The sequence below is a fragment of the Nonomuraea sp. NPDC050404 genome (genome assembly GCF_040655495.1).
Lineage (GTDB): Bacteria > Actinomycetota > Actinomycetes > Streptosporangiales > Streptosporangiaceae > Nonomuraea.
This window is the reverse complement of record NZ_JBFAKB010000030.1, coordinates 121,965-147,590: the sequence shown is the minus strand read 5'-3', so window position 1 is coordinate 147,590 and position 25,626 is coordinate 121,965. Positions and strand designations below refer to the sequence as shown.

Sequence of the window (25,626 nt, the reverse complement as noted above, 5' to 3'; positions counted from 1 at the left end):
GGCTGCGGGAGCCTCCCGCAGCCGCCCGGGGGTTCTGCTGAGCAAAACCAGCCAAGATCGGGGCGCTCGGTTACTGTGATCACCGCACGACCGGTCGATCTTGAGCTGAGGAGCGCAATGTTAAGAAGATACGCGGCGGGTGCGGCGGCGGCACTCGCCCTCGCGGCCACCGGACTCGGGGCCACCGGATTCGGGGCGGGCACGGCCTCGGCCGCCGCCGCACCCGTGTACTACCTCGACAGCGTCGGCGGCAACGACGCCGCCGCGGGCACCTCCCAGAGCACCGCGTGGAAGAGCCTGGCCAAGGCCTCGTCCGCCACCCTGCCCCCCGGCGCCAAGCTGCTGCTGCGCCGCGGCGGCACCTGGTCGGGACAACTGCTCATCAGCGACTCGGGCAACGCCGCCGCCCCGATCGTCGTGGACGCCTACGGCACCGGCGCCGCGCCCGTCGTCAAGGGCGACACCGAGGCGTGCGTCCACCTGCGGGGCAACCACATCGAGCTGTACAACCTGCAGATCGGCGTCAGCCAGGACGCGGGCCGCTGCTCGTGGGCCGGGGTCAAGGTCACGGGCAGCGACAACGTGGTCGAGAAGAACCACATCACCGGCGCGGCCGCGGGCGTCTTCATCGAGACCTCCGCCCGCTACACCGCGGTGACGAGCAACGACTTCGTGGACAACAACCACATGAGCACGCTCACGCCGACCGAGCAGAACCCCAACGACGACTCCGGCGCTTTCGCGATCCTGGTGCAGGGCGACGACTCCAACATCGCCTGGAACACCATCACGGGCTCCATCGCCTTCAGCTACGACTACGAGCTGGACGGCGCGGCCGTGGAGATCTTCCTCGGCTCGCGCAACCGCGTGCACCACAACATCGCGGTGGACAACGACACCTTCACCGAGCTCGGCACCTCCACCAACGACGACGGCTCCACCAACGACCCCGACGGCACCTCGGGCAACGTCTTCGAGTACAACGCCATCTACGGCGCCAAGGGCAGGGCGGGCCTGATCACCCGCGGGCCGCGGCACGACGACGGCCGCCTGGAGCCCAACGGCCCGGTGTCCGGCACCGTCTTCCGCAACAACTCCATCAACCTGCCGAACGCCGACGCCGAAGGCGTCGTGTGCGACGCCGGCTGCACGAACGCGCACCTGTCGCTGAGCCAGAACGTCGTCGCCGCCGCGAAGAAGAGCGGCTACGCCGAGGCGGGCTTCACCGACAACCACCACAACGTCTTCTCCGGCGGCCAGTACCAGATGCCGCCCGGCACGGCCAACGTGCACAAGGACCCCCTGTTCGACCCCGCGAACCCGCTGCGCCTGCGCGCGGGCAGCCCGGCCATCGGGCTCGGCGTCACCAAGTACAACGACCTCGACCTGGCCGGAGCCGCCGTCGGCGGGAACGGCACGATCGAGGCCGGGGCCTACGAGTTCTGAGGAGGGCTGTCATGCGATTGTTCACAGTCGGATCCGTGCTGACGGCGCTCGCCGCCGCCGTCCTGATCGCTCCCCAACCCGCCGCGGCGGCCACCCAGCTGGTCGCCAACGGGACCTTCGCCGCCGGGGTGTCCGGCTGGAAGCAGATCGACCAGGCCGAGGTGAGCGCGGACGCGGGCCGGATGAAGGTACGCGCCAAGGCCGCGGTGGACCAGCCGTGGAAGGCGATGACGGCGACCGAGACCACCGCCACCCTCACCCCGGGCAGAAACTACACCCTCTCCTTCGACGCGCAGGCCTCACAGGCGTTCACCGCCACGACCACCGTCCAGTACCTCAAGACCCCGGGCCAGGCGCAGTCCCTCAACCGGCAGGTCGCGCTCACCACCACGAGCAAGCGCCACACGTTCGGCTTCACGGCGCTCGCCCCGGTGGACACCTCCGACCTGACCGTCGAGGTGACCTTCCAGATCGGGCAGCAGAACCTGGCCCCGACCGTCTGGTTCGACAACGTCTCGCTGCTGGAGACGCAGCCGACCCGCCCGACCGCCCTCTACGTCTCCGGCGGCTCCAACCCGGCCCGATGGGTCGCCGCCAACCAGGCCACCGACCCGGACCGGGCCCGGGCGATCGAGAGCAACATCGCCACCAAGCCGATCTTCGAGTGGTTCGGCAACTGGTCCGGCGACCTCACCGCGGCCGTCGACACCTACGTGGGCGCCGCCCAGACGGTCGGCAGGCTGCCGATGCTCGTCGCCTACAACATCCCCAACCGGGACGCGTGCGCCACCGAGTCGACCGGCGGCGCCGGCAACGCGGCCGCCTACCACACGTGGATCACCGAGTTCGCCGGGGCGATCGGCACCAGGCACGCGATCGTCGTCCTGGAACCGGACGCCGTGGCCGCCGCCCCCTGCGTGACCAAGGTCGGCAAGAACCCCGAGGACCAGTACCGGATGCTGCTGGACGCCACGCAGGTGCTCAAGGCCACCGCGCCGAACACCTGGGTCTACCTCGACGCGGGCAACTCCACCTGGGTGCAGAACAAGAGCGACCTGGTCGAACGGCTGGGCAAGGCGGGCATCGCGAACACCCGCGGCTTCGCGCTGAACGTCTCCAACTACAACCTCACCGCCCACACCGAAGCCTACGCCGCGGACGTCAAGAACCTGCTGGCGGCGGCGTACGGCACCAAGACGTACGTGATCGACACCAGCCGCAACGGCAACGGCCCCTACAGCGACTCCACCCCCGGCGACAACTGGTGCAACCCGCCGGGCCGCAAGCTCGGCGCCGCGCCGGTCAAGCCGTCCGGCGGCGCCGAGTACCTGCTCTGGGTCAAGGTGCCGGGCGACTCCGACGGCCAGTGCGGCATCGCGCCGCCGAACACCCCGGCCGGCACCTTCAGCCCCGACCTGGCGATGGCCCTGATCAACGGCACACCGTAAAGGCCGACGCCCGCCGGCGGGTCACCAGGTCACCGGGACCTCGTGGACGCCGTACAGGAAGGAGTCGTGCTTGAACGGCAGCTCCCCGGCCGGCACCGCCAGGCGCAGGCCGGGGATGCGGGTGAACAACGTGCTGAACACGATCTCCAGCTCCAGCCGGGCGAGGTTCTGGCCCAGGCACTGGTGCACGCCGTAACCGAGCGCGAGGTGGTGGCGGGCCCCGCGCGGGAGGTCCAGCCCGGCGGGGCGGTCGAACCGCGCGGGGTCGTGGTTGGCCGCGCCGTTGGCGACGATGATGCCCTCGCCGGCGCCGATCACCACCCCGCCGATCTCGATGTCGGCCAGCGCGACCCGGCAGGTGACCGCGTCGGCGACGCTGAAGTGGCGCAGCAGCTCCTCCACCGCCGGGCCGATCAGGGCGGGGTCCGCCATCACCTCCGCCAGCTGGCCGGGATGTTCCAGCAGGGCGACCGTGCCGAGGGAGATCATGTTCGCGGTGGTCTCGTGCCCGGCGACCAGCAGCACCATGGACAGCTCGGCCAGCAGGTCGTGGTCGTACATGCCCTCCCGGCGGTACCTGTCCACGAGCCTGCCCAGCAGGCCGTCCTCCGGCCGCCGCTCGTTGCGCGTGACCAGCGTGCCGACGTAGGCGCGCAACTCGCCGAAGGCGGCCGCCGCCTCCTCGGGCGGCGTGCCGTGACCGAGCATCGCGCCGGCGCGGCTTTCGAAGAAGTCATGGTCGGCGTACGGCACGCCGAGCAGTTCGCAGATGACCAGGGACGGGACCGGCAGGGACAGCGCCCGCACCAGATCGGCCGGTCGCTCCGTGCTGTCGTGCAGCCTGCCGACGAACTCCCCGGCGATCTGCCGGATGCGGGGACGCAGGGCGTGCAGGCGTTTGACGGTGAACTCGGCGGCGAGCATCCGCCGGTGCACGCCGTGCTCGGGCGGGTCCATCCCGACCAGCGGGGCGGCATTCGCCGAGCGCCTGCCGCCGACCAGGGAGGGATGACCGGGGTGCCGGCGGTCGGAGGAGACCCGCTCGTCGGTCAGGATCCGGCGCGCGTGGTCGTAGCCGGTGACCAGCCAGGGCGTTTGCCCGTTCGGCAGGCGCACCCGGGCGACGGGCCGTTCGGCACGCAGCGCCGCGTAGCCGGGGGGAGGGTCGAAGGGGCAGGTCCGGCGCATCGGGAACGCGGGAAGATTCTGGTACATGACAACAAGCTACATTGCTTCTTGTGTCATGAGTGGCGTTTGCTAGACGGAACTGGATTCCGTATGAGTCGGATCAGTGTTCCGTTTTTGGCGAATGGATCATCGTGTGCCCCATTCGCGTTCGCTCACCTGATATATCACCCGTATGTAACATCTCAAACACTTAGGGTGACAGTTGGGCTCGCGGAGTTGGTAGGCAGAGGGAGGGCGGGGCCCGGACAGCATGGCGTCCGGGCCCCGGGGAGCGTCAGCGCTTCATGAGGGCGAAGACGCCCCAGCCGAGATACTCACGCGTGTAGCGCGCGTAGCGGGCGGGCTCGGTGCGGAGCTCCTCCCGGACCTCGGCGGCCAGTTCGTCGTCCGGGTTCCGGTCCAGCCAGCGGCGCAGGTTGAGCCACTGGGCCGCGGCGTACCGGTCCCAGCTGTCCTGGTCGGACAGCATCATTTCCACGACGTCGTACCCGAGACCCTGGAACTGCTCGATCAGGTCCGGGAGCGGCAGGAAGTCGGCGATGCCGCCGGCGTGGCAGGCCTTGGCGATCTCCTCGTCCTGCGGGGTCCGCCGCCAGTACGGCTCACCGATCAGCATCAGGCCGCCGGGGCGGAGGCTGCGGCCGAGCAGGTCGGCCGTACCGGCGACGCCGTTCCCGATCCACGTGGCGCCGACGCAGGCGGCCAGGTCGACCGGCCGGTCCGCGACATGGCCGGAGGCGTCGCCGTGGACGAACGCGACCCGTTCGGCGACCCCGAGTTCGGTGGCGCGGGCGCGGGCCCGCTCGGTGAAGACCGTGCTGATGTCCACCCCGGTGCCCGTGATCCCGTGGTCACGCGCCCAGGTGCACAACATCTCGCCCGAGCCGCAGGCCAGGTCGAGCGCCCGCGTCCCGGGGGCGAGACGCAGCGCCTCGCCCAGGGCCGCGTACTTGTCCGCGGTCAGCGGGTTGTGGATCCGGTGGCTGCTCTCGCGGATGGTGAAGATGCGGGGAAGGTCCATGACGGGGTTCCTTTCTGTCATGCCTTGCGGTGGGAGAAGTGGTTGATGGCGCGCCGCGGGCGCGCGGACGCGCATCGGCGCGGGAGGCCGATGCCGGCCGGGAACGCGATGAAGGAAGGCTCACGGGCGGCCGGCGTCAGGGCACGCGGAGGTGGGGATGAAGGGGGTTGATGAGACAACGTGGAGACCCTTGAAAAAGGGGGCCCCGCCGGACGGCAGGCGTGCCGGAACTACTCCCGCGGGGAGAGGAGGCAGGCGAAGGTCAGGACGAGGCCCGGGAAGTGAGGATGATCCGGGCGCCGCGCACAGCGGCAGTCTCCATGACAGTCATCAACTCACCTCCTGCGATCTCCGTAAGCGACCTGGTTGTCGCTGCGGCAACGATGATAACACCCGTCGCGGACGTGACCGCCACCTCAACGACAGGCCGGGGATGACGTGGGACCGGCTCAGCCGGTGGTCACCAGGCCGCGCGTGGCGAACCGCCCTCGCCCCGACGTTCGCCGACCGTGATCGGCGCCGAGGTGATCGCGCCGCCGGCCAGGTCGGCCCGGTAGGCGCGCCACCCGTGCACGTACAGGAGGTTCTCGCCCGTCCCGTCGACGCTGAAGCGCAGGCTCAGCGAGGCGCCGGACGGCAACTCCGGCCGGGCCAGGACCTGCGCCGGGCCGCCCGTCAGAGGGATGCGTTCGACGGTGTGCCCGATCGCGTGGATCAGCGCGCCGCCGTCGGGGGTGTGGGCGAGCGACTCCATCGGCAGGGCGCCCGTGGCGGTCTTGATGATCCGGGACGCGGCGCCGTCCGGGACGGTGCCCAGGCGGGCGAGGTCGAGCACGGCGATGGCACGGCCCCCCTGCACGTAGGCGAGCGAGCGGCCGTCCGGGGCCCAGGACAGGCCGCTCAGCATCGGGTACGTCGTCGTCTTCCAGTCCCGGCGGCGGCCGGTGGCGACGTCGAGCACGGAGATCTTGGCGCCGCCTCCGATGAGCGGCGTGGAGTAGGCCAGGCGGGTGCCGTCGGCGCTGAGGGCGAGGTCGTACACCAGCGTCAGCTTGTCGGGGTCGGCCGGTGTGACGGCCACCGGCCGCCCGGGGCGTCCGTTGTCGTCGAGGCGTACCAGGAAGAAGCGGATGGAGGGGTTCGCCGATCCGGTCCAGCCGGCGACGGCGAACGTGCGGTTGTCCCGGGCGGCGGCCACGAGGTGCCAGGAGCCGGCCACGCCGGGCGGCAGCGGGACGTCGGCGATGAACGCTCCGGTCCCGGCGTCGTGCACGGTGGGCGGCACCGGGGTCTGGACGGCGGTCTTGGACCTGCCGGGAAAGCGGGCGAGCGGGGTACGCGCGGAGACGAAGAACCGCGGCGGGCCGGTCGCGGCCAGGGGCGCCGCGGTCGCCATGGGCTCGGCCAAGGACGTCGCCATCGGGAACGGGTGCTTCGCCGGCCCGGAGGACGGCATGGCGGAGGGGAGCGGCGGGGACGCCGAGGGCCGGGACGCGCTGACGAGTGACACCCGGTCGGCCGCCGGGTCGGCGCATCCGGCGGCCAGGACGGCCAGGACGGCCAGGGCCAAGCCCGCCAGCGCGGCGGAGGTACGGGAGGACATGCGGAGATCATCGTACGGAATGGCCGCCCTTGGCCAGGACCGGGCCGGTCGTCAGGCGATGAGCAGGCGGAGGCCGAGATCGGCGGCGTCGAGGCCGGCGAGGTCGCCGTTGCGTTCGGCCCACCGGCCGGAGTCGAGGTCGTCGCGCAGGCTCCGCACCGCCCGCTCCTCGGCCCGCGGCCCGACCCTCGTCCACACCGACATCGCCCGGCGCACGCGCTCCTCCAGGTACCCCTCCGGCCGGCGCCAGTACGCCTCGAACAGGCCGTCGGCGCAGTCCCACGGAACGGGCACCGGCTCGGCGCGGGCGCCGATCGCGCCGGCCATCCGGGCCAGCGAGGGGAATCCCGCCAGGACGGTGACGAACTCGGGCAGGTAGTCGCGGGTGAGCCAGAACCGGTCCTGCCATCCGGGCTCGTCGGTGTCGAACGTGAGCACCACCACGCGGCGGGCCACGCGCCGCATCTCGCGCAGCCCCGCCATCGGGTCTCTCCAGTGATGGACGGTGGAGACGGCCATCGCGACGTCGAAGGAGCGGTCCTCGAACGGCAGGCTCTCCGCGGCGGCGGCCACGCACGGCGCCGCGCCGGCCGGCCGCTGCCCCCGCATGACCGCCGACGGCTCCACCGCGGTCACGTCCCGATCGGCGGGCTCGTAGGAGCCGGTGCCGGCCCCGACGTTCAGCACCGTCCGCGCGTCCCCGAGCGCGTCCCAGAGTCGCGCGGCGATCCGCGGCTCGGTACGCCGCGTCGCAGGATAGGCGCCGCCGATCGCGTCGTACAGTCGTGCACCGAGCATCTCCAGTTGTTCCCGCGGTGTCACCTTCAGTCCCTTCGCCCGTGCCTCGAGTTCCCTGTCGATGGCCGCCACCATGGCGGCGGCGCGGTCACGCCGCTCCAGCAGCAGGCCGCGCAGCCGGCGCAGGTGCGCGACCGCGTCGGTGGACGGGTCGCCGACCAGGTCCGCGACCTCCCGCAGCCCGAAGCCCAGCCGCCGGTAGGCCACCACCTCCCGCAGCCGCTCCACGTCGCCCGCCGAGTAGGCCCGGTACCCGGCCGCGGTCCGCGCCGACGGCCGTACGAGCCCGATCTCGTCGTAGTGATGCAGCGTGCGGACGCTGACGCCGGCCAGGCCGGCCACCCGTCCCACGGTCCAGTGATCCTCCACGGCTCCGACTATGCCGCCTGACGCCGCGTGAGGGTCAAGAACCTGCCCCGCCGCGGCAGGAGCCGAACCAGCGGGAGAGGTGGGCGTCCAGGTCCTGCTGATCGTCGCCGATCCAGGCGACGTGGCCGTCGGGGCGCAGCAGGACGCACGGGACGTCCAGCTCCGCGGTGGGATCGGCGAGGTGGTCGACCCGGTCCGACCAGCCGGCGGCGGTCAGGCGTCCGGTGCGGTCCAGCAGCAGGCCGCGGCCGCGACGCAGCAGGCCGTACAGGTGGCCCTGCCGCACGCCGATGTCGTGCAGGCGGCGGCCGAGCAGGTCGGGGCCCCGGCCGAGGTCGTAGCGGATGCCGGTCCCGGCGATCTTCTCGATCAGATGGCGGTTCACCTCCTCGAAGTCCATCAGTTCGGTGAGCAGCCTGCGCACGGCCCGCGCGCCGGGTCCGGCGGACAGCAGTTCGGACTGGGCGCGGGTGTTGTCCAGTACATCCGCGGCGACCGGACGGCGTTCGGCCTGGTAGGTGTCCAGCAGCGTGTCCGGAGCCCAGCCGCGGACCTGTGCGGCCAGTTTCCAGCCGAGGTTGTACGCGTCCTGAACGCCCAGGTTGAGGCCCTGCCCGCCCATGGGCGGATGGATGTGTGCCGCGTCGCCGGCCAGCAGCACCCGCCCGGCCCGATACCGTTCGGCCAGCCGGGTGGCGTCGCCGAAGCGGGACAACCAGCGCGGGGAGTGCACGCCGAAATCGGTTCCGGCGATGGTGCGCAACTGTTGCCGGAAATCTTCGAGGGTGGGCGGTTCCGCGCGGTCGCTGACGTTCGCGGCGGGGACCAGGACGCTGTAGTTTCCTTCCCCGAAGGGCCGGAGCCAGAACCGCTGCCGGGCTCCGCTGATTCCGGCCACCCTGGCGGCGATCTCCTCCTGCGGCACGCCCACTTTCATCTCGCCCATGAGCGTGTCGGCCCGTGAGGGCTCGCCGGGAAAGGCGACGCCGAGCAGTTTGCGTACCGTGCTGCGCGCGCCGTCACAGCCGACGAGATAGCGCGAACGCAGCTTTTCCCCGCCGGCCAGTTCGACGGTCACGCCCTCGTCGTCCTGATCGAGACCCACGACCGCGCGACCGCGCCGGACCTGCGCGCCCAGTTCTTTCGCATGCTCTTCGAGGAGACCTTCGATGACCGGCTGCGGGATTCCCAGCAGATAGGCGTACGCGGAATCCAGGCTTCTGGGCGCGGGTTTGGGAATGGCGGCGAAGAAACCTCCGGCCGGACGCTTTCTGCCATGCGGGAGAATGCGGTCCAGCAGTCCGCGCATCGCCAGCAGTTCGAGGCTGCGCATATGCAGCGCGACGATGCGGACGAATGACGCGGGCTCGGTCTCCTTCTCCAGGACGAGTACCCGTACATTGTGCAGCCGCAACTCGGCGGCCAGTGTCGCGCCGGTCGGCCCGCAACCGGCGATGATCACATCGAACGTGACCTGATGGGAGTGCATGGGTGTTGCCTTTCGGGAGTGCCTTGGTGGCGAGGCACTCCCGGCGACACCTACGTCAATCGCCCGGCCGCGACGGGAAGGGGAGCACCCACATCGATACAGCGTTCATGGGTCTCACCTCCTCGGGCCGCGTCACGGTCAACCGCAAGGTACAAGCCCGATCATCATGTCGTCCAATCATTTCCCGGCTCAGCCGGTGGCGACCCAGTCCATGTGCTCGATCCAGTGGTCGAACAGCGCCCGATCTCCCCGCACCTCCAGCGTGGCGGCCGCGTCCAGTGGGCGACGCCTGCTGATCACGAGCAGCAGGTCGATGGCCGAGCCGCGCACCACGACGTCCGCCTCGGCGGCGGCCGTGCGCTCCAGCACGATCCGGTCCTGTTCCCGGCGTGCCACCCAGTCGCCGGGCGCGTCGGTCGCGTGGAAATGCAGCGTCTGACCGTTCCCGCGCATCGCGTCGGCGTAGCCGGGCACGTTGTCCCAATAGCCTTGCGACGTCATCGTGTCCAGCCAGTCCTCGGCGGCCGCGACGGCCAGCTCCGGCGCCAGCTCGTACGGCACGCCGAGCGCCACGGCCGCGTCCGCGCGATGCACGCAGACCTCGCCGAACAGCCGGCGTGACCAGAACGGCACGCCCGCGGCGGCGCCCGACGGGTCCCACACCGGCGTGTCATCGGTGGCCGACGCGAACGCCCGGCTCGCCTCGGCCGCGCCGTCGCTCAGCCAGGCGCGCCACTGGCCCGGATCGGTCGGGCCGGGGACGATGCCGGCGAACGCCCTGCTCGGATCGGTCAGCCGCTCACCCACGAGCATCGTCACCATCCGCTGCGTCCCGCCGACATGGTCGACCAGTTCGGCCAGCGTCCACTTCGGGCAGGTCGGCACGGGGGCCGACGCGTCCTTGCCGTCCACCCATTCGGCCAACGTGCTCGTCTGCTCCACAACCGCCTTCAAGTACGCGGATGTGTCCATCACTGCACCTCCAAGTGCTTTGTGGTCCTTTCGGGGCCGGATCGGCCGGTATAGCGCAGCCACACTACGCCCGACCGGCACGGGATGGCAGCCACCAGTTGCGGGCGGATGGGGCCGGAGACGCGCGGCGATGCGACCGCGTGGCTGCCGGCCGTGCTGGCGCTGCTGGACAACGTGATCTGGCTGGGCGTGGTCATCGGCGTCACCACGCGGCCGACGGCCGTACAGGGTAAATGCGGCCGACGGTCGTACAGGGTAAATCTCGTTGCGGGATCTCCGCAGTCACACGATCATGTGTCACAGTCACAACTTCAGTGGTCATAGAGGAGCTCATGTCAGCAGTTGTCGTTGTCGGTGCGGGAATCGTCGGCTCGTCGGTGGCCTACCATCTGGCGCGCCGGGGCGTCTCCGTGACTCTGCTCGACCAGGGACCGTCACCGGCCACGGGAGTGACGGGCGGCTCTTTCGCCTGGATCGGTGGTTGCGGAGGGGATTGGCCCGGCGGAGCGCAGGACCTGCGCGGATCCGTACTCGCGGACTACCGGCGTCTGGAGAGCGAGCTGCCTGACGTCCCGGTCCGCTGGACAGGGTCGCTGACCTGGGCCGATGACCAGGCCGAGGGTGATTCTCCGTTGGGGCCCGGCCGGTCCTGGGTCGGTAGGAGCGATATCGCGGCGCTGGAGCCCCATCTGCTGAATCCTCCCGAGCGGGCCATCCATACGCCGAGCGACGGAGGTGTCGATCCGGTCGCCCTGGCCGGCGCGTTCGTGGATGCCGCTCGCGCCCACGGAGCGACGGTGATCTTCAACTCGGTGGCGACGTCGCTGAAGATGGAGGGTGACCGCGTCGAGGGGGTGGTGTCCTCCACCGGATTCCACGCCGCGGAAACGGTTGTGCTCGCCGCCGGAACCGGCATTCCCCAGCTGGGCGAGCCGTTGCCGCCGGATGTGCCCGTCGCCGTGTCCCCGGCCTGCCTGGTACGGCTCACGGCGCCGGCCGGCCTGGTCAAGACCATCGTGGCCGGCCGGGACTTCGAAGTGCGGGAGGTCCGCGACGGCGAGCTCATCATGACGATCCCGTGCGCCGCGGACCCATCGGCGGCATCGGCCGAGCAGGCGGCGCGGGACGCGCTGCGCCGCTTTCAGGCGGCCTTCCGCGGAAGCGGCGACTGCCGCCTGCTGGACCATCGCATCGGCGGACGGCCGATGCCCGCCCGGGGGCCGGTCATCGGATACCTGACACGAGATCGATCCGCTTACGTCGCCGTCATGCACTCGGGCGTCACCCTGGCGCCCACCGTCGGACGTCTCGTCGCGGACGAACTTGTGACCGGCCGACCGGCCCCCGAGCTACGGCGTTGCCGCCCGGCTCTCCCGCGGGGGTTCAGCCGGTGAGCCGGGCCAGGAACTGGCCCCTGGCGTGCTCGTCGGTCTCGCGGGTGCCGTAGCCGGTGGCCCACAGGCCGCCGCCCGGCACGGCGCCGAGCTGCTTGATCCGGTAGTCGTCGAGCAGTGGCGGTTTCGGCGCCTGCTGCCAGGCGGTGCCGTTCCAGCGCAGCAGCACACCGACGCTGCGCGTGGTGTCGTCGTCCTGCCCGCTGCCTCCGGCCCACACCTCGGTGCCGTTCCAGACCAGCGAGGTGATGGAGGATCCGTACCAGCCGGTGGTCGTCGGGGTCGGCGTCACCGTCCACTGGCTGCCGTTCCAACGCATGGCGAACGCCTCGCGCTGCTTGACCGAAATGCCGTTGGCCTCGTACGTGGTCCGCTGACCGGCCGCCCACACCTCGCCGGCCCGTGCGGCCACCGCGTCCAGGGTGGTCTCGACCAGCGCTTCCTTCGGCGGATCCGGCAGCCGGGACCAGGCGCGGCCGTCCCAGTGCAGCACCAGGGTGTGCGCGTCGGTGCCCGGCCCGTAGCGCTCGGTGGTGCCGACCGCCCAGACGTTGTCCGGCGCCAGAGCGTGCACCGCGGTCAGCTCGGTGTTGCCCGCGAGCGGCGGGAGGCTCATCTTCTGCCAGGCGGTGCCGTTCCAGCGGATCACGCCCGCCGTGGAGACCTCACCGATCGGCCGGTAGGACCTGCCGACCGCGAAGGCGGTGCTACCCACCGCGGCGACATCCTCGAGGTAGAAAGGGTTGTCCTCTTCGGTCGGGTACGGAGTGAGGGTCCAGGCCGTGCCGTCCCAGTGGTAGGCGATGGCCGAACCGGTGGCCCAGACGTTGTTCTCCGCGGTGGCCGACACCGAGGTCAGCGCGCCCCGGCAGGTGTTGTCCGGCCGGTCGTTCACCCACTTCTGGCCGTTCCAGCGGAACAGGTCGGGGCAGAGCGCGCCCGGGGTCGGCCAGCCCTCCGTGCGTACCTGCCCCACGGCCCATGCCTGGGTGCCGCTCAGCGCGACGACATCGTTGAGTTCTTTGAGTTGCCGCTCGGATTCGGTGTATCCGTAGGGGAAGGACAGGTGGTCCCATACCGGCGCGAGCGTCGCGCCCGCCGGGGGAGCGGTCGCCAGGCTCGTCATCGCCAGGCTCGCGGTGAGCGCGACCGCGCCGAGAATTCTGCTGGAGGTCAGGGATAAGATTTTTCGCTTGGTCACGAATGCCTTCGTACCATTGCCGGTCAGTCACGCACATGGGCTCGTGAACGCATAGGGGCCTTGGAGAAATCATAGGGGCCGTAGGGGGCGCACTGGGCGCTTCTATTATCGATACGCGTTTTGAGAAATAGTATTTTCTCGCTGGATCTCGGCCTTCTCCCGCCGTAGCCGGGCAGGTCGGTGCGACGCGCGCGGGCGCGGCCACCGCTGGGGAGCGGTCCCCGTCGGTGGGGCCGATGTTTCTAATTTTCGGACATATGAGGCTACGGGGTGGCATGACCGTTTTCTGACATGGGTCTTGACAAGTCATGCAGGGCTGATCACTGTATAAATCGCACTGTAAGCGCTTACATCAACCCGGCCCGCCTGCAGCCCCACCGGGGGCTTGGCGGCCGAAGGGAGACCCCAGTGGCACGCTTACGACCTTTGCTCAGGAGTGCGCTCACGCTGACGATCTTCGCCACCTCGGCCATGATCGGCACGACCGCGATGAGCGGAACGGCCACCGCCGCCGCGGATCCCGTGATCGGCCAGCCGTGCACGGCCGCCGATCTCGGCAAGCGCTACCCGTTCACCAAGAGCGCGACCATGACGCCGACGATCACGCATTTCAAGACGTTCTTCGTCACGTCCGGCACGACGGGCTCGCAGGTCGTCACCCTGGAGCACACGAACCAGATCCAGGTCGCGGTCGGCACCATCACCCAGATCACGGCCAACTTCAATCTCGGGGTGCTCGGCAGCGTTCAGGCGTTCGTGAACCGTACCGTCACCAAGACGACCTCCTCCACGGACCGCGAAAGCACCCAGATGACCTGGAACTTCGTCGCTCCCGGCTACTACGGCCTGTTCAAGGGGACCCGGAAGGTGACCGGTGAGTACGGCAGCATCAACTGCGGCCGCGTCGACAAGGGCGGTGGTCAGTACGCCACCGAGTGGTTCGAGCGCCCCGGCGGCGCCTACACGACGTACACGGTGATGGAGGAGGGCGCCATCCGGTGCGAGGACGCCGTACCCCCGAACAGCATCATGCGGCAGGCGCAGATACAGCTCGGCTGTGACGGCGCGGCGGCCAAGGAGCGGGCCGCGAAGCAGGCCCGGCAGCAGGCGGACGAGCCGTCCACGGCGGAAAGGACGGCGGGCAACGTGGTGGCGCCGATGGCCGTGCCGCCGGGTTTCACGTGCGAGTCGGGCACCTACCGGATCGGCACCCCCGACCGGCTGCTGAACTGGTGGAACCAGGACGGCACCGACGAGATCCGCCTGCAGGCCTGGTCGAGCTCCAGCCGCGCCCAGTGGAGCCTGTGCCAGGGGCCCGTGAGCAATGGCATGACCGAGCACATCCTCATCACCCGCTATGGCGATGCCAAGTGCCTGACGTTGCACTCCGGGGAGACGGCCAGCGAGGGTGGCAGGCTCGTGGAGGAGAGTTGCCGGACCGTGGACGATCGCCAGCGCTTCTACATCTACCGGGACGTGCCGGACTCGATCAAGGTCGGGTTCCAGATCAAGAGCACCGGCTTCATGGCCGGCCAGTCCGTGGTCGCGAACAACCAGGTGGTGCGGCAGTACAGCATGGGCATGGCCGACGGCACGGGGACGTACCTGCTGGAGAAGGTCTCCTGAAGCGGTGACCAGCTAGATCCGAGTTGTTCCGGGCCTCCGGGGGCCAGGTGAGCAGCCCTGGCCCCCGCGTGAGGACGGCGCTCAGCCTCCTTCGAATTCCTGGCGCACGGTGGCGGCGATGCGGGTGAGTGCGGCCCGGAGGTGGCGGCCCGGAGGTGGCGGCCCGGAGGTGGCGGCCCGGAGGTGGCGGCCCGGAGGTGGCGGCGCGATCGTGCCCCGCTACTGCCGTACCTGCTCAGGTGCGATGCCGCCGCGCCGGGCCAGCACCTTGGTCCCCGGGCCGTAGGCGGCTCCCGGGCCGGGCAGCACCGTCACGTTCGCGGCGGTCACCGGCTGTCCGCACTCCGAGCAGCAGACCTGCGGCGTGAATCCCGCCCCGCAGTCGTGATGGACCAGGGACACGGGCGGACCGCCCACCGGTGTCGCCCACTTGTCGCCCCAGGCCATCAGCGCCATCAGCACCACCACGAGTTCCCGGCCGGCCTCGGTGAGGTGGTACTCGTGCCGCGGCGGCCGCTCCTGATACGCCTGACGCTCCACGATGCCATCCCTGATCAGCCCATCGAGCCGGCGGGTGAGCAGGTTGCGGGAGATGCCGAGGTTCTCCGCGATGTCGTCGAACCGGTGCAGGCCAAGATGGATGTCCCGCACAATCAGCGGCGTCCACCATTCGCCGACGCGTTCCAGGGACTGCCCGATCGAGCAGTGCATCTCCGCGAAGCTGGTTCGTTGCATGGCCTCAGTCTAGAGGGTTGCTTGATTGAACTAACTTCTGTACGTTGCCGCTAAGAGAGTTCAATGAAAGGACTGACTCATGCCGTTCGTAGAGCTGTTCGTTCCCAAAGGCGCACTCGATCAGGCGCACAGGGAGAAGATCGGTGGGCGCTTGGTGTCGGAGGTGATGATCGCCGAGGGCGCCCCGGACACCGAGGTCGCCAGGTCCATCTCGTGGCTGGTGGTGAACGAGGTCGACGCCTGGTTCGTGGGCGGCAGGCAGGTGCCGGCGGGGGAGAAGCCGAAGTACGTCGTACGGGTGGGGGTTCCGGCCGGTTCGATGAACGACGACATACGTCAGGACATCGTGCGACGCGTCACGCGGGTGCTCGCGGACGCCGACCCGGATCCGGGCCGCTTCACCGAGGCCACCGCCGCGTGGGTGCACATCAACGAGATCCCTGAGGGCAACTGGGGAGCGCGCGGGGAGATCGTACGCATCGAGGACATCGTGGCCCTGGTGACCAGCGGCGGTCCGGAAGGGGAGTCAGGCTCGCCCCGGTAGGCCCGACACTTACGGGAGCACGGCCATGAGTCCCTGGGCAAGCCGGATCAGCCGGCACCCGTCCGTGCGGCGGTCCCGTTCCTGCGCTGGTTGGCATTGAAGCGCGCCTTCTTCTGGCGATTCCCGCACGTGTTCATGTCGCACCATTTGCGGGTGCCACTCTGACTGGTGTCGAAGAAGGCGGCCTGGCAGGTCGGCGACGCGCACAAGGCCAGCTTCCCGTCCCGTTCGCCGGCGATGATGCTGATCGCGTCGGCGGCGATGACGCTCAGGGCGTCTTCAACGCGGGAAGCCGAGCTGAGCCGCCATTGCCGATCGCCCTCGGGCGTCAGGACGGCCGCGGCCCGCCCCTGAACACTGCGGTCATTGATGACCTGGACGGCGGACGCGGGGAGAGGCTCCTGCATCGCGGCCGCTGTCGCGGCGGCGTGAATCGACTCCCTCAGTTCCCTGGCGAGTTCGAGCTGGGCGGTGGTGCAGGAGTCCACGGCCAGTCCGTACGCCGCCAGCCAGTCGATGAGCCGCTGCGGCGTGGGAATGCGCTCCACAACATTGCCACGCCGCTCCGTCAGAGTCCCCGTGAAGCTGGTCGCCAGCACGCTACCGAGGCGAAAGTCAGGGAACCCAGCACGCATGAAACCACCCTAGCCTCGATCGTCCATTCGACGACCGCCACAGACCCTGGGCCCTGACGCCGCGAGCGCGGCTGGTTGCACACCGGCGTGAAGACGCGCTAGAACCGTCTTAGCCGGTTCTAACGACAGCCAGGAGGTCTCATGCCCCGTGCAACCAGCGACGTGCACCCATTTGCAGCCCACGCAACCGACGCCGACCTCGACGATCTGCGCGCGCGACTGGCCGCCGCGCGGCTACCGGAGGCCGAGACGGTCTATCGCCCCGCGCCCGACCCCCGCCGATGGGAACAGGGCGTCCCTCTCGCCGACCTCATCGATGTCGTGAACTACTGGCGCACCGGATACGAGTGGCGCTCGTTCGAAGACCGCCTTGACCGGATCGGCCAGTTCCGCACGACCATTGATGGCCTGGGAATCCACTTCCTGCACCGCCGATCCACACGCCCGGACGCCACTCCGCTGCTCCTGACACACGGCTGGCCGGACAGCATCGTTCGGTTCATCGACGTGGTGGACGAACTGGCAGATCCGAAAGATGCGGACGCGCCGGCGTTCCACGTCGTGGTCCCGTCGCTACCGGGCTTCGGTTACAGCGACAAGCCGGCCACCACCGGATGGGGAACCGAAAAGATCGCGGCCGCATGGGTGGAGCTGATGGGGAGGCTCGGCTACGACACGTTCGCAGCCCATGGCGGCGACTGGGGAGGCAACATCACCACGGTTCTCGCCGGCAGGTTCCCGGCGCACGTTCTCGGCATCCACACGACGTTCGCGGAGGGACCTCCCGGGCTGACAATGGACGGGCTGACGGCGGCCGAGCGCAAGTGGGCCGAGGAAACCAACCATTTCTGGCGCCACCGCGCGGCGTACGCGAAGCAGCAGGCGACCCGGCCGCAGACCATCGGCTACTCGCTCGTCGACTCACCGGTCGGGCTTCTTGCCTGGATCCTCGACAAGTTCGCCGAGTGGACAGACACCGAGGACAGCCCGTTCGAGACGATCTCCAGGGACAGAATCCTTGACGACGTCACCCTGTACTGGCTGACGCGGACCGGCGCATCGTCGGCCCGCATCTACTACGAGAGCCACAACTCACTGGACCCCGAACTCCGAGTCGATGTCCCGGCGGCGATCACCATGTATCCCCGCGACGTCGAGAAGTGCCCGCGCCCCTGGGCGCAGGAGCGCTACCGGCGGATCGTCCGATGGCGGACACCCGAATTCGGAGGCCATTTCCCCTCGCTGGAGGTTCCCGACTATTTCGTCAAGGACCTGCAAGAGGGCCTCGCGGCAGTGCTGGCAGCCGGGTTGCACCGAGGATGATGTCCTTCAATTCGCTCAGGCTTCCGATGCGATGGCTGGCCTGCGAAAAGTCGTGTGCTTTCGTGAAATCGTTATGGATGACAGCGCAGTCAATACCGGCCGCCACAGCCGAGTTCAGTCCTCTGAGGGAATCCTCCACGACCAGGGTCTCTTCCTTGGTGGCTTCCAGGCGCTTCAGCCCGGCAAGGTATGGTTCCGGGTGCGGCTTGGCGAGCTTGTAGTCTTCGCGTACAAGGACGAATTCCATGAACTGCCTGATCTGGCGTTTCTCATGGATGATCTCGAAATCCCTGCGTTTTGCGGTGGTCACGATGGCCATGCGCACATGGTCTGACAGCTCGGCAAGCGTTTCGACGACGCCTTCGATCTCAATGGCTTCCGTCCTGAGATATTCCTGATAATAGTCGTCGCGAACCTTCCGCTGTCTGTCGATGGTCTGCTCATCGACGCCTGCCGCCCTGGCCTGAGCCCAAGTGCCCATTCCCTGGTTCATGTCGCTGAGATACTGATCCTTGTCCAGGGTCAGGCCGATGTCTGCCAGCGCGCGTTCTCCGGCTTTGTAATACCAGAACTCGGTATCCACCAGAACACCGTCATGATCGAAGAGCACACACTTTTTCACGGTCTTAATCTTTCCCGATAGGAGGCCGCGGGCCTGGTTGACGATACGGAGGCGCGGGCGGGCAGGAGCCCCTCGCCAGTGGTGGGAGAGCTCAGAAATTGGTATTAAGAGCGTTGTAGGCAACCTTTTCGGACATCCCCCCAGCAGAAGAGGCAAGCGTGCATCGAGCGGACGCGGCGCGAAGAAGAAGGACGTTACTGCTCTCCCTGACGGCCGCCGTCCTACTCTCGGGAGGCATCATGGCAGTCCCCGCCCAGGCCGAGGAGCCCACCCCTGACGCTCTGACCGAGGTCGCCGAAGCAGATGCCGAGGTCGTGAGGTCTCCGGACGGGAAGCTGCGGGTCGCGATCACCACCGTGGACGGGCGCCTCACCTACAGCGTGAACCGTCGTGGCAAGCCTGTCGTCGGCGCGTCCGGGCTCGGCGTGGATCTCGCGGGCCGCCCCAGCCTCACGCAGGACATGAGCATCGAGTCCGTCGAACGGCGCACGATCGACGAGACGTGGAAGCCGGTCTGGGGGACGTCGGGCAAAATCAGGAACCACGCCCGCGAGCTCACCGTCCACGCGATCCAGGCCGGCACGGGGTTCAGGCTCGACCTGGTGTTCCGGGTCTTCGACGACGGAGTCGGCTTCCGCTACCACTTCCCCGCTCAGAGCGGCCTGGACGCCTACACCGTCACCGCCGAGCAGACCGAGTTCGCCCTCGACCCCACCGCGCGGAGCTGGTCGATCGCCGCGGGCACGACCTGGGCCGCGGATGAGAAGCACTACCGCGACCTGCCCCTGTCCGACGTCCCCACCGCCCAGACCCCCATCACGCTCTCGCCCGCCGCCGACTCCTACGTGGTGGTGCACGAGGCCGACCTGACCGACTACCCCAGCATGACGCTGAAGTCGGTGCCCGGACGGCCCGGCCGCTTCTCCAGCGAACTGATCGCCCTGCCCGACGGCGCGAAGGCCAGGCTGAACGGCGAGTTCTCCACGCCGTGGCGTACCCTGACCGTGGGTGAGCGCCCCGGCGACCTGGGCGAGTCGCATCTGATCGAGAACCTCAACGACCCGTGCGCGATCTGCGGCGACACCTCCTGGATCAAGCCCGCGACGTACGTGGGCGTCTGGTGGGAGCTCCAGCGCAGACACACCACCTGGACCGCCGGGCCCAAGCACGGCGCGACCACCGCACGGGTCAAGCAGTACATCGACCTGGCCAAGCAGGCGGGCGCGAAGTTCGTCCTGGCCGAGGGCTGGAACACCAACGCCGGCGGCGCCTGGGCGGGCCAGGATTTCCTGACCCCGCAGGCCGACTTCGACCTGCCCGAGGTGCTCCGGTACGCCGCCGACAACGGCATCGGGTACATCGCCCACAACGAGACCCGCGGCGACGTCGACTACTACGACCGGAACCTGGAGAAGATCTTCTCCCGGTACGAGGAACTCGGCGTCCACGCGGTCAAGACCGGCTACGCCACGAAATTCCTGCTCGGCGGCGTCAACCGCAGCCACTACGACCAGGAGGCCGTACGCCACTACCAGCGGGTGATCGACGCGGCGGCCCGGCACCGCATCACCATCAACGCCCATGAGGCGATCAAGCCCACCGGCCTGGCGCGTACCTACCCGAACATGATGACGGGCGAGGGCGTCGCGGGCATGGAACAGCAGAATTACATGGGCGTCAACGGCAATCCGCCCGCTCAGGCCACCATTCTCCCCTTCACCCGCTTCATGGGTGGACCCGCCGACTACACGCCCGGCGTCCTGAACGTCACCTGGGACCCGGCCCGGCTCGGCACCCGCGTCCAGACCACCTCGGCCGCGCAACTCGCGTTGTACCCGACGTTCTTCAGCCCGGCGCAGATGCTCGCGGACACTCCCGAGAACTATGCCGCCCACCCGGGATTCGCCTTCCTCAAAAACATGCCCGCCACCTGGGACGAGACCCGCGTCCTGGACAGCGTCATCGGGGACTACACCACGACGGCGCGCCGCAGCGGCGACACCTGGTACCTCGGCGCGATCACCGATGAGAACGACCGCACCCTTCAGGTCCCGCTGTCGTTCCTCCCTCGCGGCATTTTCGTGGCGGAGATCTACGCCGATGCCCAGGAGACCACCTGGAAGACAAACCCGCTGCCCGTCGAGATCCGCGAGACGCTGGTCCGCTCGTCCACCCGGTTGTCCATGTCGCTGGTCGCCGCCGGCGGCCAGGCCGTCAAGATCAGGCCCGCGACCGCCCGGGACCTGGCCCGCCTGTCCTGGTACGCCGGCCCGCGCGCCGGGTACGGCACCCCCGAAGCCGTGCTGGACCCGGCCACCCAGCGGCTCACCGTGCGGGCGCCCCTGACCAACAAGGGCAGCACCGTGGCCGAATTCCAGGCCCGGCTGTTCGTCGACGGCCGCGCCGCGGGCCAGGTGCGGCGCCTCCGCGTCGCGGGCGGCGCGGCCGGGACCGTCGAGTTCGTCCTGCCCGCCTCCGAGGTTCCCGACCAGGACTTCCGGGTCGCCGTGGGCACACCCGGCGGCGAGCGCGGCAGATCGGTTCTGGTCAGGCAGCCGCGTTCACTGCTCGGCCTGGTCAGGGAACTGCGCACGTCCGGCGGGGTGACGTCGTCCGCGATGGCGCTCCTCCAGCCGCCGATCTCCCGGGCCAAGACCGCGCTCCGTCAGGGTGACGTGATCGGCCGTCTCCTGGCGCTGCAGGAAGTACGGCTGTCGCTCTACGGTCTTCCCCTCACCGAGGTGAGCGCCCAGGCCCGTACCGCCATCGACGACCGGCTCGCCGCCCCGCTCGGCACACCGACGGCGCTCTTCTCCCTCGCGCTGAAGGTGCGCCTCGCCACCGACACGGGAGCCCTCGGCCCGGCACTGTCCGGCAGACTCGGCACCGAGGTCAGAACCTCGATCACCGCTGCGGCCGCGAACGACCCGGCACAGATGAGGGAAGCGCTCGACCGGTTCACGGCCCTGGTCACGGCCGGCCCGATCCCGGCGGACGTCGCGGCCGACCTCCTGGCCGTCAGCGGCGTGCTCACCGCCGGGCCCCGCAGGATCGAAGCGGAGTCCGCGCAACTCCTCGGCGGGGCGTGCCTGCGTACCGACCACACCGGCTACACCGGGACCGGCTTCGTGGCCTGCATGAAGACCAAGGACAGCGGCGTACGGTTCGACGCCCCCGTCACCGTCGGCGGCCCCTACACCCTCCGCCTCCGCTACGCCAACGCCATGGGCACCGCCCAGACCATGACCCTCGGCGCCGGCACCCGGTCCGTCCAGCTCACCCTCCCCGCCCTGGCCGACTGGGACACCTGGTCGGAGCACCGGCTCAGCCTCCCCCTCACCCCGGCCACCCCGCTCACCTTCACCTTCGGCCCCACCGACAACGGCAACGTCAACCTGGACTCCATCAGCCTCGACGCCGACCCCGGAGTCATCCACCGATGACCTGACCATCCCGGCGCGGTGGTCCTACCAGGCCACCCGCAGGGAGGTCAGCCCGTACACAATGCTGGAGGAGCGGAACACGGGAGGTGGGGCGACCTCCCGCAACCCCGGAAAGCGCGCGAACAAGGCGCTGAAAGCGATCCGCAACTCCATCCTGGCCGGCGGCGCGCCCAGGCAGTGGTGCACGCCATGACCGAACGCCACATGACCCAGGTCGCCGTGGCCGGAGGCGCGCCGGCAGAGGTCGAGCCGATCGGGGTTAGGGACGAGCGCCGGGTTCCCGCTCGCGTACGGTCACGAGCTCTGAGCACGGCTCGAACAGAGAGCGGCGCAGGTACAGAGGTAAGGTCGCGGGCGGTCCTTCGATGCTTTGCGGCCCGTACTTCCAGGTGCGCGGTTACCGCCCGTCATGCCTGCCTGTCCATGCCCCTGGCAACCTGCGCGTGATCTAGTCGGCGGCCATTGGTGCCACCTTCGCCGCGACAATCTCGGCGACCTGTCTCGGAGTGAGCGCGGAGGAGTCGACAACGTGCGCATTGCTGCGGAGCCAGGGCAGAGCCTCGCGATACTTCGGAAGGTGATCAAGCCGCCAGTTCGTCCCGAGGCCCTTGGCGTCGGTTTCGATGCGGTGGGTCAGGGTGTCTTGATCGGTGTGCAGCAGGAAGTGATGGAGGGGAACGCCGGCCTTCTCCAGGCCGGTGCGGATCTCTGTCCAGTACTGCTCGATCAGGACTGTCTGAGGGATCACGAGGATTCCACCGAGGTAGTCCAGCAGGTGGGTAGCGGTTTGAACGACCAGGCCTCGCCACGGGGGCCAGTGCTGGAAGTCGCCGACGCGTGGCAGGGCCTGCACATGACGCAGCATGAGGCCGACCTCCTCGGTGTCGAGGATCGTCGACTCCGGCACGACCTGGACAAGTTCGGCAGCGGTAGTCGTCTTGCCTGCGCCGAAAGCTCCGTTCAGCCAGATGATCATGCGGGTCAGCCTATCGACGGGAAACCAAGCAACCCAGAACGATGCCTCGTGCATCTCCCCGTCCAGCACTAAGCCGGGGTGATCGTCGGGGCTTCTCGGCAAGCCGGTCCTGATGACCGCAGAAGGCGGAAGCCAAGACCCGGTCCTCGGCTTCGATCCCGTTGCCGGCAGGGTCGTCCTGCTCGGAGATCCGGCACCCAACTGACGTCGTCATCGCCGGAGCCGGGAGGCGCCGCGAGTTCGGGCGGCAGGGCTTGGAGCGATATCTTGAGACCGAGGCCGTACAGGCTTGAGCGCTACTGGACCGTTGCCTGTCCACTGGCCTGTTTCTGCAGTTCAAGGGGTAGCTGTCCCGTGTCCGCGCCACCGGCGGAGGGGACGCCGGGGCAGGGGGAGCATGATGGGGGCGAGTGGGTCCGGGGATCTTGACGAGGCCGTGGCGATCTTTGACGAGGTGCGGCCGCGGCTGTTCGGGATCGCGTATCGGATGCTGGGCAGCGCGTCCGAGGCCGAGGACCTCGTACAGGATGTCTGGTTGCGCTGGCAGTCCTACGACCGTGACACGGTGGACAATCCGGCGCCGTTCCTGGCGACGGTGACCACGCGGCTGGCCATCAACGAGGTCAAGTCCGCCCGCGTGCGCCGCGAGACGTACGTCGGGCCGTGGTTGCCCGAACCGGTGGACACCAGCGCGGACCCGTACCTGGGGGCCGAGCGCGGGGAGGCGCTCGAGTTCGCGGTACTGCTGCTCCTGGAACGGCTCGCGCCCACCGAGCGCGCCGCGTACGTGCTGCGCGAGGCCTTCGACTACCCCTACGGGCAGATCGCCGAGATCATCGGGCACAACGAGGCGTCGGTGCGCCAGCTCGTCAGCCGGGCCCGCAAACGCGTGCTCGACGGACGACGCACCCCCGTGCCCGCGGCCGACCAGCGCAGGTTGCTCGCGGCGTTCGTGGCCGCCGCCCGCTCCGGCGACCTGGCCGCGCTGGAGGAGTTGCTCGCCGAGGACGTGACCAGCTACTCCGACGGCGGCGGCAGCGCCGCACGGGCCGCCAAGTTCCCGGTCGAGGGCGCGTTCCGGGTGGCGAAGTTCATTGCCGCGTTCGCCGGTCATTTCTGGACGGGCGTGGAGGTGTCCTGGGCGGACGTCAACGGCCAGGCCGCCGCGTTGCTGAGCCGCGATGGCGTGGTGTTCACGGTCCTCGCGCTCGACACTTCGGAGCAGGGCATCGACCAGGTGCTCTGGATGATGAATCCGGCCAAGCTCACCGCGGTGTCCGTCGGCCCAGACCTGCCACCGGATGATCTGTGACGACGAAGGCCGCTGTCACGGGCGCTGGGTGGCGGTGCCGTGGACGTGGGCGAGTCGTATGAGGACGCGGCGGCCCGTGAGCTGTCCGAGGAGCTGGGCGCCGGTGTCCCGGTGCGTTTCATGTTCAAGTTCCTGTGCCGGAACGGGGTCAGTCCCGTCTGGTTCGGGGTGCACGAGGCCGTGATCACTGAGCCATTGCTTCCAGATTCGTCCGAGATCGCCTGGCATGCCTGGCTCACAGAGCTCGAACTGCGCGAGGTCGTTGATCGATGGCCTTTCGTTCCCGGCGGGCGAGAGGCGTTACGCCGATATTTGGTATCCGGGAACGAGGACCAGCCGCCGGCTGGCTGATCGGCGGCATCATGTCGAGTGGGGTGCCTCAGCCGCGACCGGCCTACCTACCTACGCATTCGGGGGAGTCAAAGAAACCCAAGGTGTGCCGTGTCAGGCTTGGCGGGCGCAGGACGTGAGGCGATCGGCGAGCGCGATGACGAGGTCGCGTAGTTCATCGGGGCGCTCGATGACGAACGGCCGGTCGAGTGCGGCGAGGATCCGGGGCAACCAGTCGAGCCGCTGCGCCCGTAGCTCGACGCGCAGCCAGCGCCCGGCCGCCGGATCCTGGCCGGCCGCGGGCTCGTGCTCCTCCAGGCTCGCGACACTGGCGGGCAGGTGCGCGCGAATCTGCTCAACCGTCCCGTGGATCCGCAAGATCACCTCATGCCGGTACTCGGCCGTGACGAATCCCGACAACACACGCTGTGCCGGATCGGGACCCACGGGCGTTTCGAAGGAGCCGGGCAGGGCTCTCGCGGCTGCGATGCGGTCGAGCCGGAAGGTCCGGTCCTCGCCGATCTGGGGGTCCTTGCCCGTCACGTACCACCGGCCCGCATGGGCGACGATCCCGTACGCGTGCAGTGTGCGCTCGCTGCGCCGACCGTCACGGTCGGTGTAGCGGATCGACACCGGTCGGCGGTGGCGCACCGCATCGGCGATGGTGAGCAGGAGCCCGGCGTCCGGATGCTCCAACTCGCCGGGCTGATCCGTGAAGGCGAGAGTTTCCAGAAGTGTGTCGAGCCGGCGGGCGATGTGCTTGGGCAGCACCCGCCGGATCTTCGCCGACGCTGTCTCGTTCGCCGTGTGCTCCGTCGTCGTCAGCCCTGCCCGGCGGCCGGTGACCAGGCCGAGCAGCACGGCCAGTGCCTCGTCGTCGCTGAGCATGAGCGGAGGCAGGCGGTACCCGGGAGCCAGCCGGTACCCGCCGTAGCGGCCGCGCACCGACTCGACGGGCACGTCCAGGTCGATCAGCTGGTCCACATACCGCCGCACAGTGCGCCCTTCGACGCCGAGACGGTCGGCGAGCTCGGCCACTGTCCGGATGCCGCCCGACTGCAGCAGTTCCAGGAGTGTCAGCACGCGGCCGGTGGGTCGGGACATGTTCGCAGACTAACGCGAATACGGGACCGATTCTGTCCACTATTTCG

The 25,626-nt window shown here is 69.4% G+C and carries 21 protein-coding genes and 1 pseudogene; 9 read left to right on the top strand and 13 right to left on the bottom strand.

All coding sequences use genetic code 11. The features are described from left to right. Positions 1–117 precede the first annotated feature (117 nt). Together AB0I81_RS51755 and AB0I81_RS51750 are read left to right on the top strand one after the other, a co-directional pair. Complete coding sequence (locus tag AB0I81_RS51755; RefSeq protein WP_360674991.1) at positions 118–1,446, top strand: hypothetical protein; 1,329 nt, start codon at positions 118–120, stop codon at positions 1,444–1,446. 11 nt (positions 1,447–1,457) lie between these two features. Further along, entirely contained in the window at positions 1,458–2,894 is a 1,437-nt protein-coding gene (locus AB0I81_RS51750; protein WP_360674988.1) for a glycoside hydrolase family 6 protein, read from the top strand. Positions 2,895–2,915: 21 nt separating this feature from the next. Here AB0I81_RS51750 and AB0I81_RS51745 read toward each other — a convergent pair whose 3' ends face one another. The 6 genes from AB0I81_RS51745 to AB0I81_RS51720 form a co-directional block, all read right to left on the bottom strand. After that, a complete protein-coding gene (locus tag AB0I81_RS51745) occupies positions 2,916–4,109 on the bottom strand; it encodes a cytochrome P450 (protein ID WP_360674985.1) in 1,194 nt (397 codons plus the stop codon). 247 nt (positions 4,110–4,356) lie between these two features. After that, positions 4,357–5,103, bottom strand: a complete 747-nt coding sequence (locus AB0I81_RS51740) for a methyltransferase domain-containing protein (RefSeq protein WP_360674982.1) — start codon at positions 5,101–5,103, stop codon at positions 4,357–4,359. Between the two features lie 460 nt (positions 5,104–5,563). Continuing rightward, positions 5,564–6,706: a hypothetical protein gene (locus AB0I81_RS51735; RefSeq protein ID WP_360674979.1), complete on the bottom strand. Its 1,143-nt coding sequence runs from the start codon at positions 6,704–6,706 to the stop codon at positions 5,564–5,566. A gap of 51 nt (positions 6,707–6,757) precedes the next feature. Beyond that, complete coding sequence (locus tag AB0I81_RS51730) at positions 6,758–7,873, bottom strand: MerR family transcriptional regulator (protein WP_360674976.1); 1,116 nt, start codon at positions 7,871–7,873, stop codon at positions 6,758–6,760. Between the two features lie 34 nt (positions 7,874–7,907). Then, complete coding sequence (locus AB0I81_RS51725) at positions 7,908–9,362, bottom strand: FAD-dependent monooxygenase (protein ID WP_360674973.1); 1,455 nt, start codon at positions 9,360–9,362, stop codon at positions 7,908–7,910. 189 nt (positions 9,363–9,551) lie between these two features. Then, positions 9,552–10,334: a maleylpyruvate isomerase family mycothiol-dependent enzyme gene (locus AB0I81_RS51720; protein ID WP_360674970.1), complete on the bottom strand. Its 783-nt coding sequence runs from the start codon at positions 10,332–10,334 to the stop codon at positions 9,552–9,554. A 332-nt stretch (positions 10,335–10,666) separates the two neighbouring features. Between AB0I81_RS51720 and AB0I81_RS51715 the strand changes: the two genes are divergently transcribed. Beyond that, entirely contained in the window at positions 10,667–11,728 is a 1,062-nt protein-coding gene (locus AB0I81_RS51715; protein WP_360674967.1) for an FAD-dependent oxidoreductase, read from the top strand. On the opposite strand, the gene AB0I81_RS51710 is transcribed toward AB0I81_RS51715, so the two are convergent. Next, a complete protein-coding gene (locus AB0I81_RS51710; protein WP_360674964.1) occupies positions 11,718–12,929 on the bottom strand; it encodes a hypothetical protein in 1,212 nt (403 codons plus the stop codon). The genes AB0I81_RS51715 and AB0I81_RS51710 overlap by 11 nt on opposite strands. A 408-nt stretch (positions 12,930–13,337) precedes the next feature. On the opposite strand from AB0I81_RS51710, the gene AB0I81_RS51705 reads away from it, so the two are divergent. Beyond that, positions 13,338–14,555, top strand: a complete 1,218-nt coding sequence (locus AB0I81_RS51705) for a hypothetical protein (protein WP_360674961.1) — start codon at positions 13,338–13,340, stop codon at positions 14,553–14,555. A gap of 219 nt (positions 14,556–14,774) precedes the next feature. Here the strand turns inward: AB0I81_RS51705 and AB0I81_RS51700 are convergent, their stop codons facing one another. Beyond that, positions 14,775–15,290, bottom strand: coding sequence for a helix-turn-helix domain-containing protein (locus AB0I81_RS51700; protein ID WP_360674958.1), 516 nt, complete (start codon positions 15,288–15,290; stop codon positions 14,775–14,777). A gap of 79 nt (positions 15,291–15,369) precedes the next feature. On the opposite strand from AB0I81_RS51700, the gene AB0I81_RS51695 reads away from it, so the two are divergent. After that, positions 15,370–15,834 carry a hypothetical protein gene (locus AB0I81_RS51695; RefSeq protein WP_360674955.1) on the top strand — a complete coding sequence of 155 codons (465 nt, stop codon included), beginning with the start codon at positions 15,370–15,372 and terminating at the stop codon, positions 15,832–15,834. Positions 15,835–15,881: 47 nt separating this feature from the next. On the opposite strand, the gene AB0I81_RS51690 is transcribed toward AB0I81_RS51695, so the two are convergent. Next, entirely contained in the window at positions 15,882–16,469 is a 588-nt protein-coding gene (locus AB0I81_RS51690; RefSeq protein ID WP_360674952.1) for a CGNR zinc finger domain-containing protein, read from the bottom strand. Positions 16,470–16,610: 141 nt separating this feature from the next. On the opposite strand from AB0I81_RS51690, the gene AB0I81_RS51685 reads away from it, so the two are divergent. Then, a complete protein-coding gene (locus AB0I81_RS51685) occupies positions 16,611–17,792 on the top strand; it encodes an epoxide hydrolase family protein (RefSeq protein ID WP_360674949.1) in 1,182 nt (393 codons plus the stop codon). Here the strand turns inward: AB0I81_RS51685 and AB0I81_RS51680 are convergent. Beyond that, positions 17,734–18,402 carry an HAD-IA family hydrolase gene (locus tag AB0I81_RS51680; protein WP_360675010.1) on the bottom strand — a complete coding sequence of 223 codons (669 nt, stop codon included), beginning with the start codon at positions 18,400–18,402 and terminating at the stop codon, positions 17,734–17,736. The genes AB0I81_RS51685 and AB0I81_RS51680 overlap by 59 nt on opposite strands. Positions 18,403–18,653: 251 nt before the next feature. On the opposite strand from AB0I81_RS51680, the gene AB0I81_RS51675 reads away from it, so the two are divergent. Beyond that, positions 18,654–21,857 (top strand): glycoside hydrolase family 97 catalytic domain-containing protein, encoded by a 3,204-nt coding sequence (locus tag AB0I81_RS51675; RefSeq protein WP_360674946.1) that lies wholly within the window; start codon positions 18,654–18,656, stop codon positions 21,855–21,857. A 24-nt stretch (positions 21,858–21,881) separates the two neighbouring features. Here the strand turns inward: AB0I81_RS51675 and AB0I81_RS51670 are convergent. Then, positions 21,882–22,121 (bottom strand): annotated as a pseudogene (locus AB0I81_RS51670) (cytochrome P450); the annotation flags it as partial. Positions 22,122–22,305: 184 nt separating this feature from the next. After that, positions 22,306–22,833 carry an AAA family ATPase gene (locus tag AB0I81_RS51665; RefSeq protein ID WP_360674943.1) on the bottom strand — a complete coding sequence of 176 codons (528 nt, stop codon included), beginning with the start codon at positions 22,831–22,833 and terminating at the stop codon, positions 22,306–22,308. A 436-nt stretch (positions 22,834–23,269) separates the two neighbouring features. Between AB0I81_RS51665 and AB0I81_RS51660 the strand changes: the two genes are divergently transcribed. Continuing rightward, positions 23,270–24,145, top strand: a complete 876-nt coding sequence (locus tag AB0I81_RS51660; protein ID WP_360674940.1) for an RNA polymerase sigma-70 factor — start codon at positions 23,270–23,272, stop codon at positions 24,143–24,145. 12 nt (positions 24,146–24,157) lie between these two features. After that, entirely contained in the window at positions 24,158–24,496 is a 339-nt protein-coding gene (locus tag AB0I81_RS51655; protein WP_360675007.1) for an NUDIX domain-containing protein, read from the top strand. 93 nt (positions 24,497–24,589) lie between these two features. Here AB0I81_RS51655 and AB0I81_RS51650 read toward each other — a convergent pair whose 3' ends face one another. After that, complete coding sequence (locus AB0I81_RS51650; protein ID WP_360674937.1) at positions 24,590–25,579, bottom strand: YafY family protein; 990 nt, start codon at positions 25,577–25,579, stop codon at positions 24,590–24,592. Positions 25,580–25,626 lie beyond the last annotated feature (47 nt).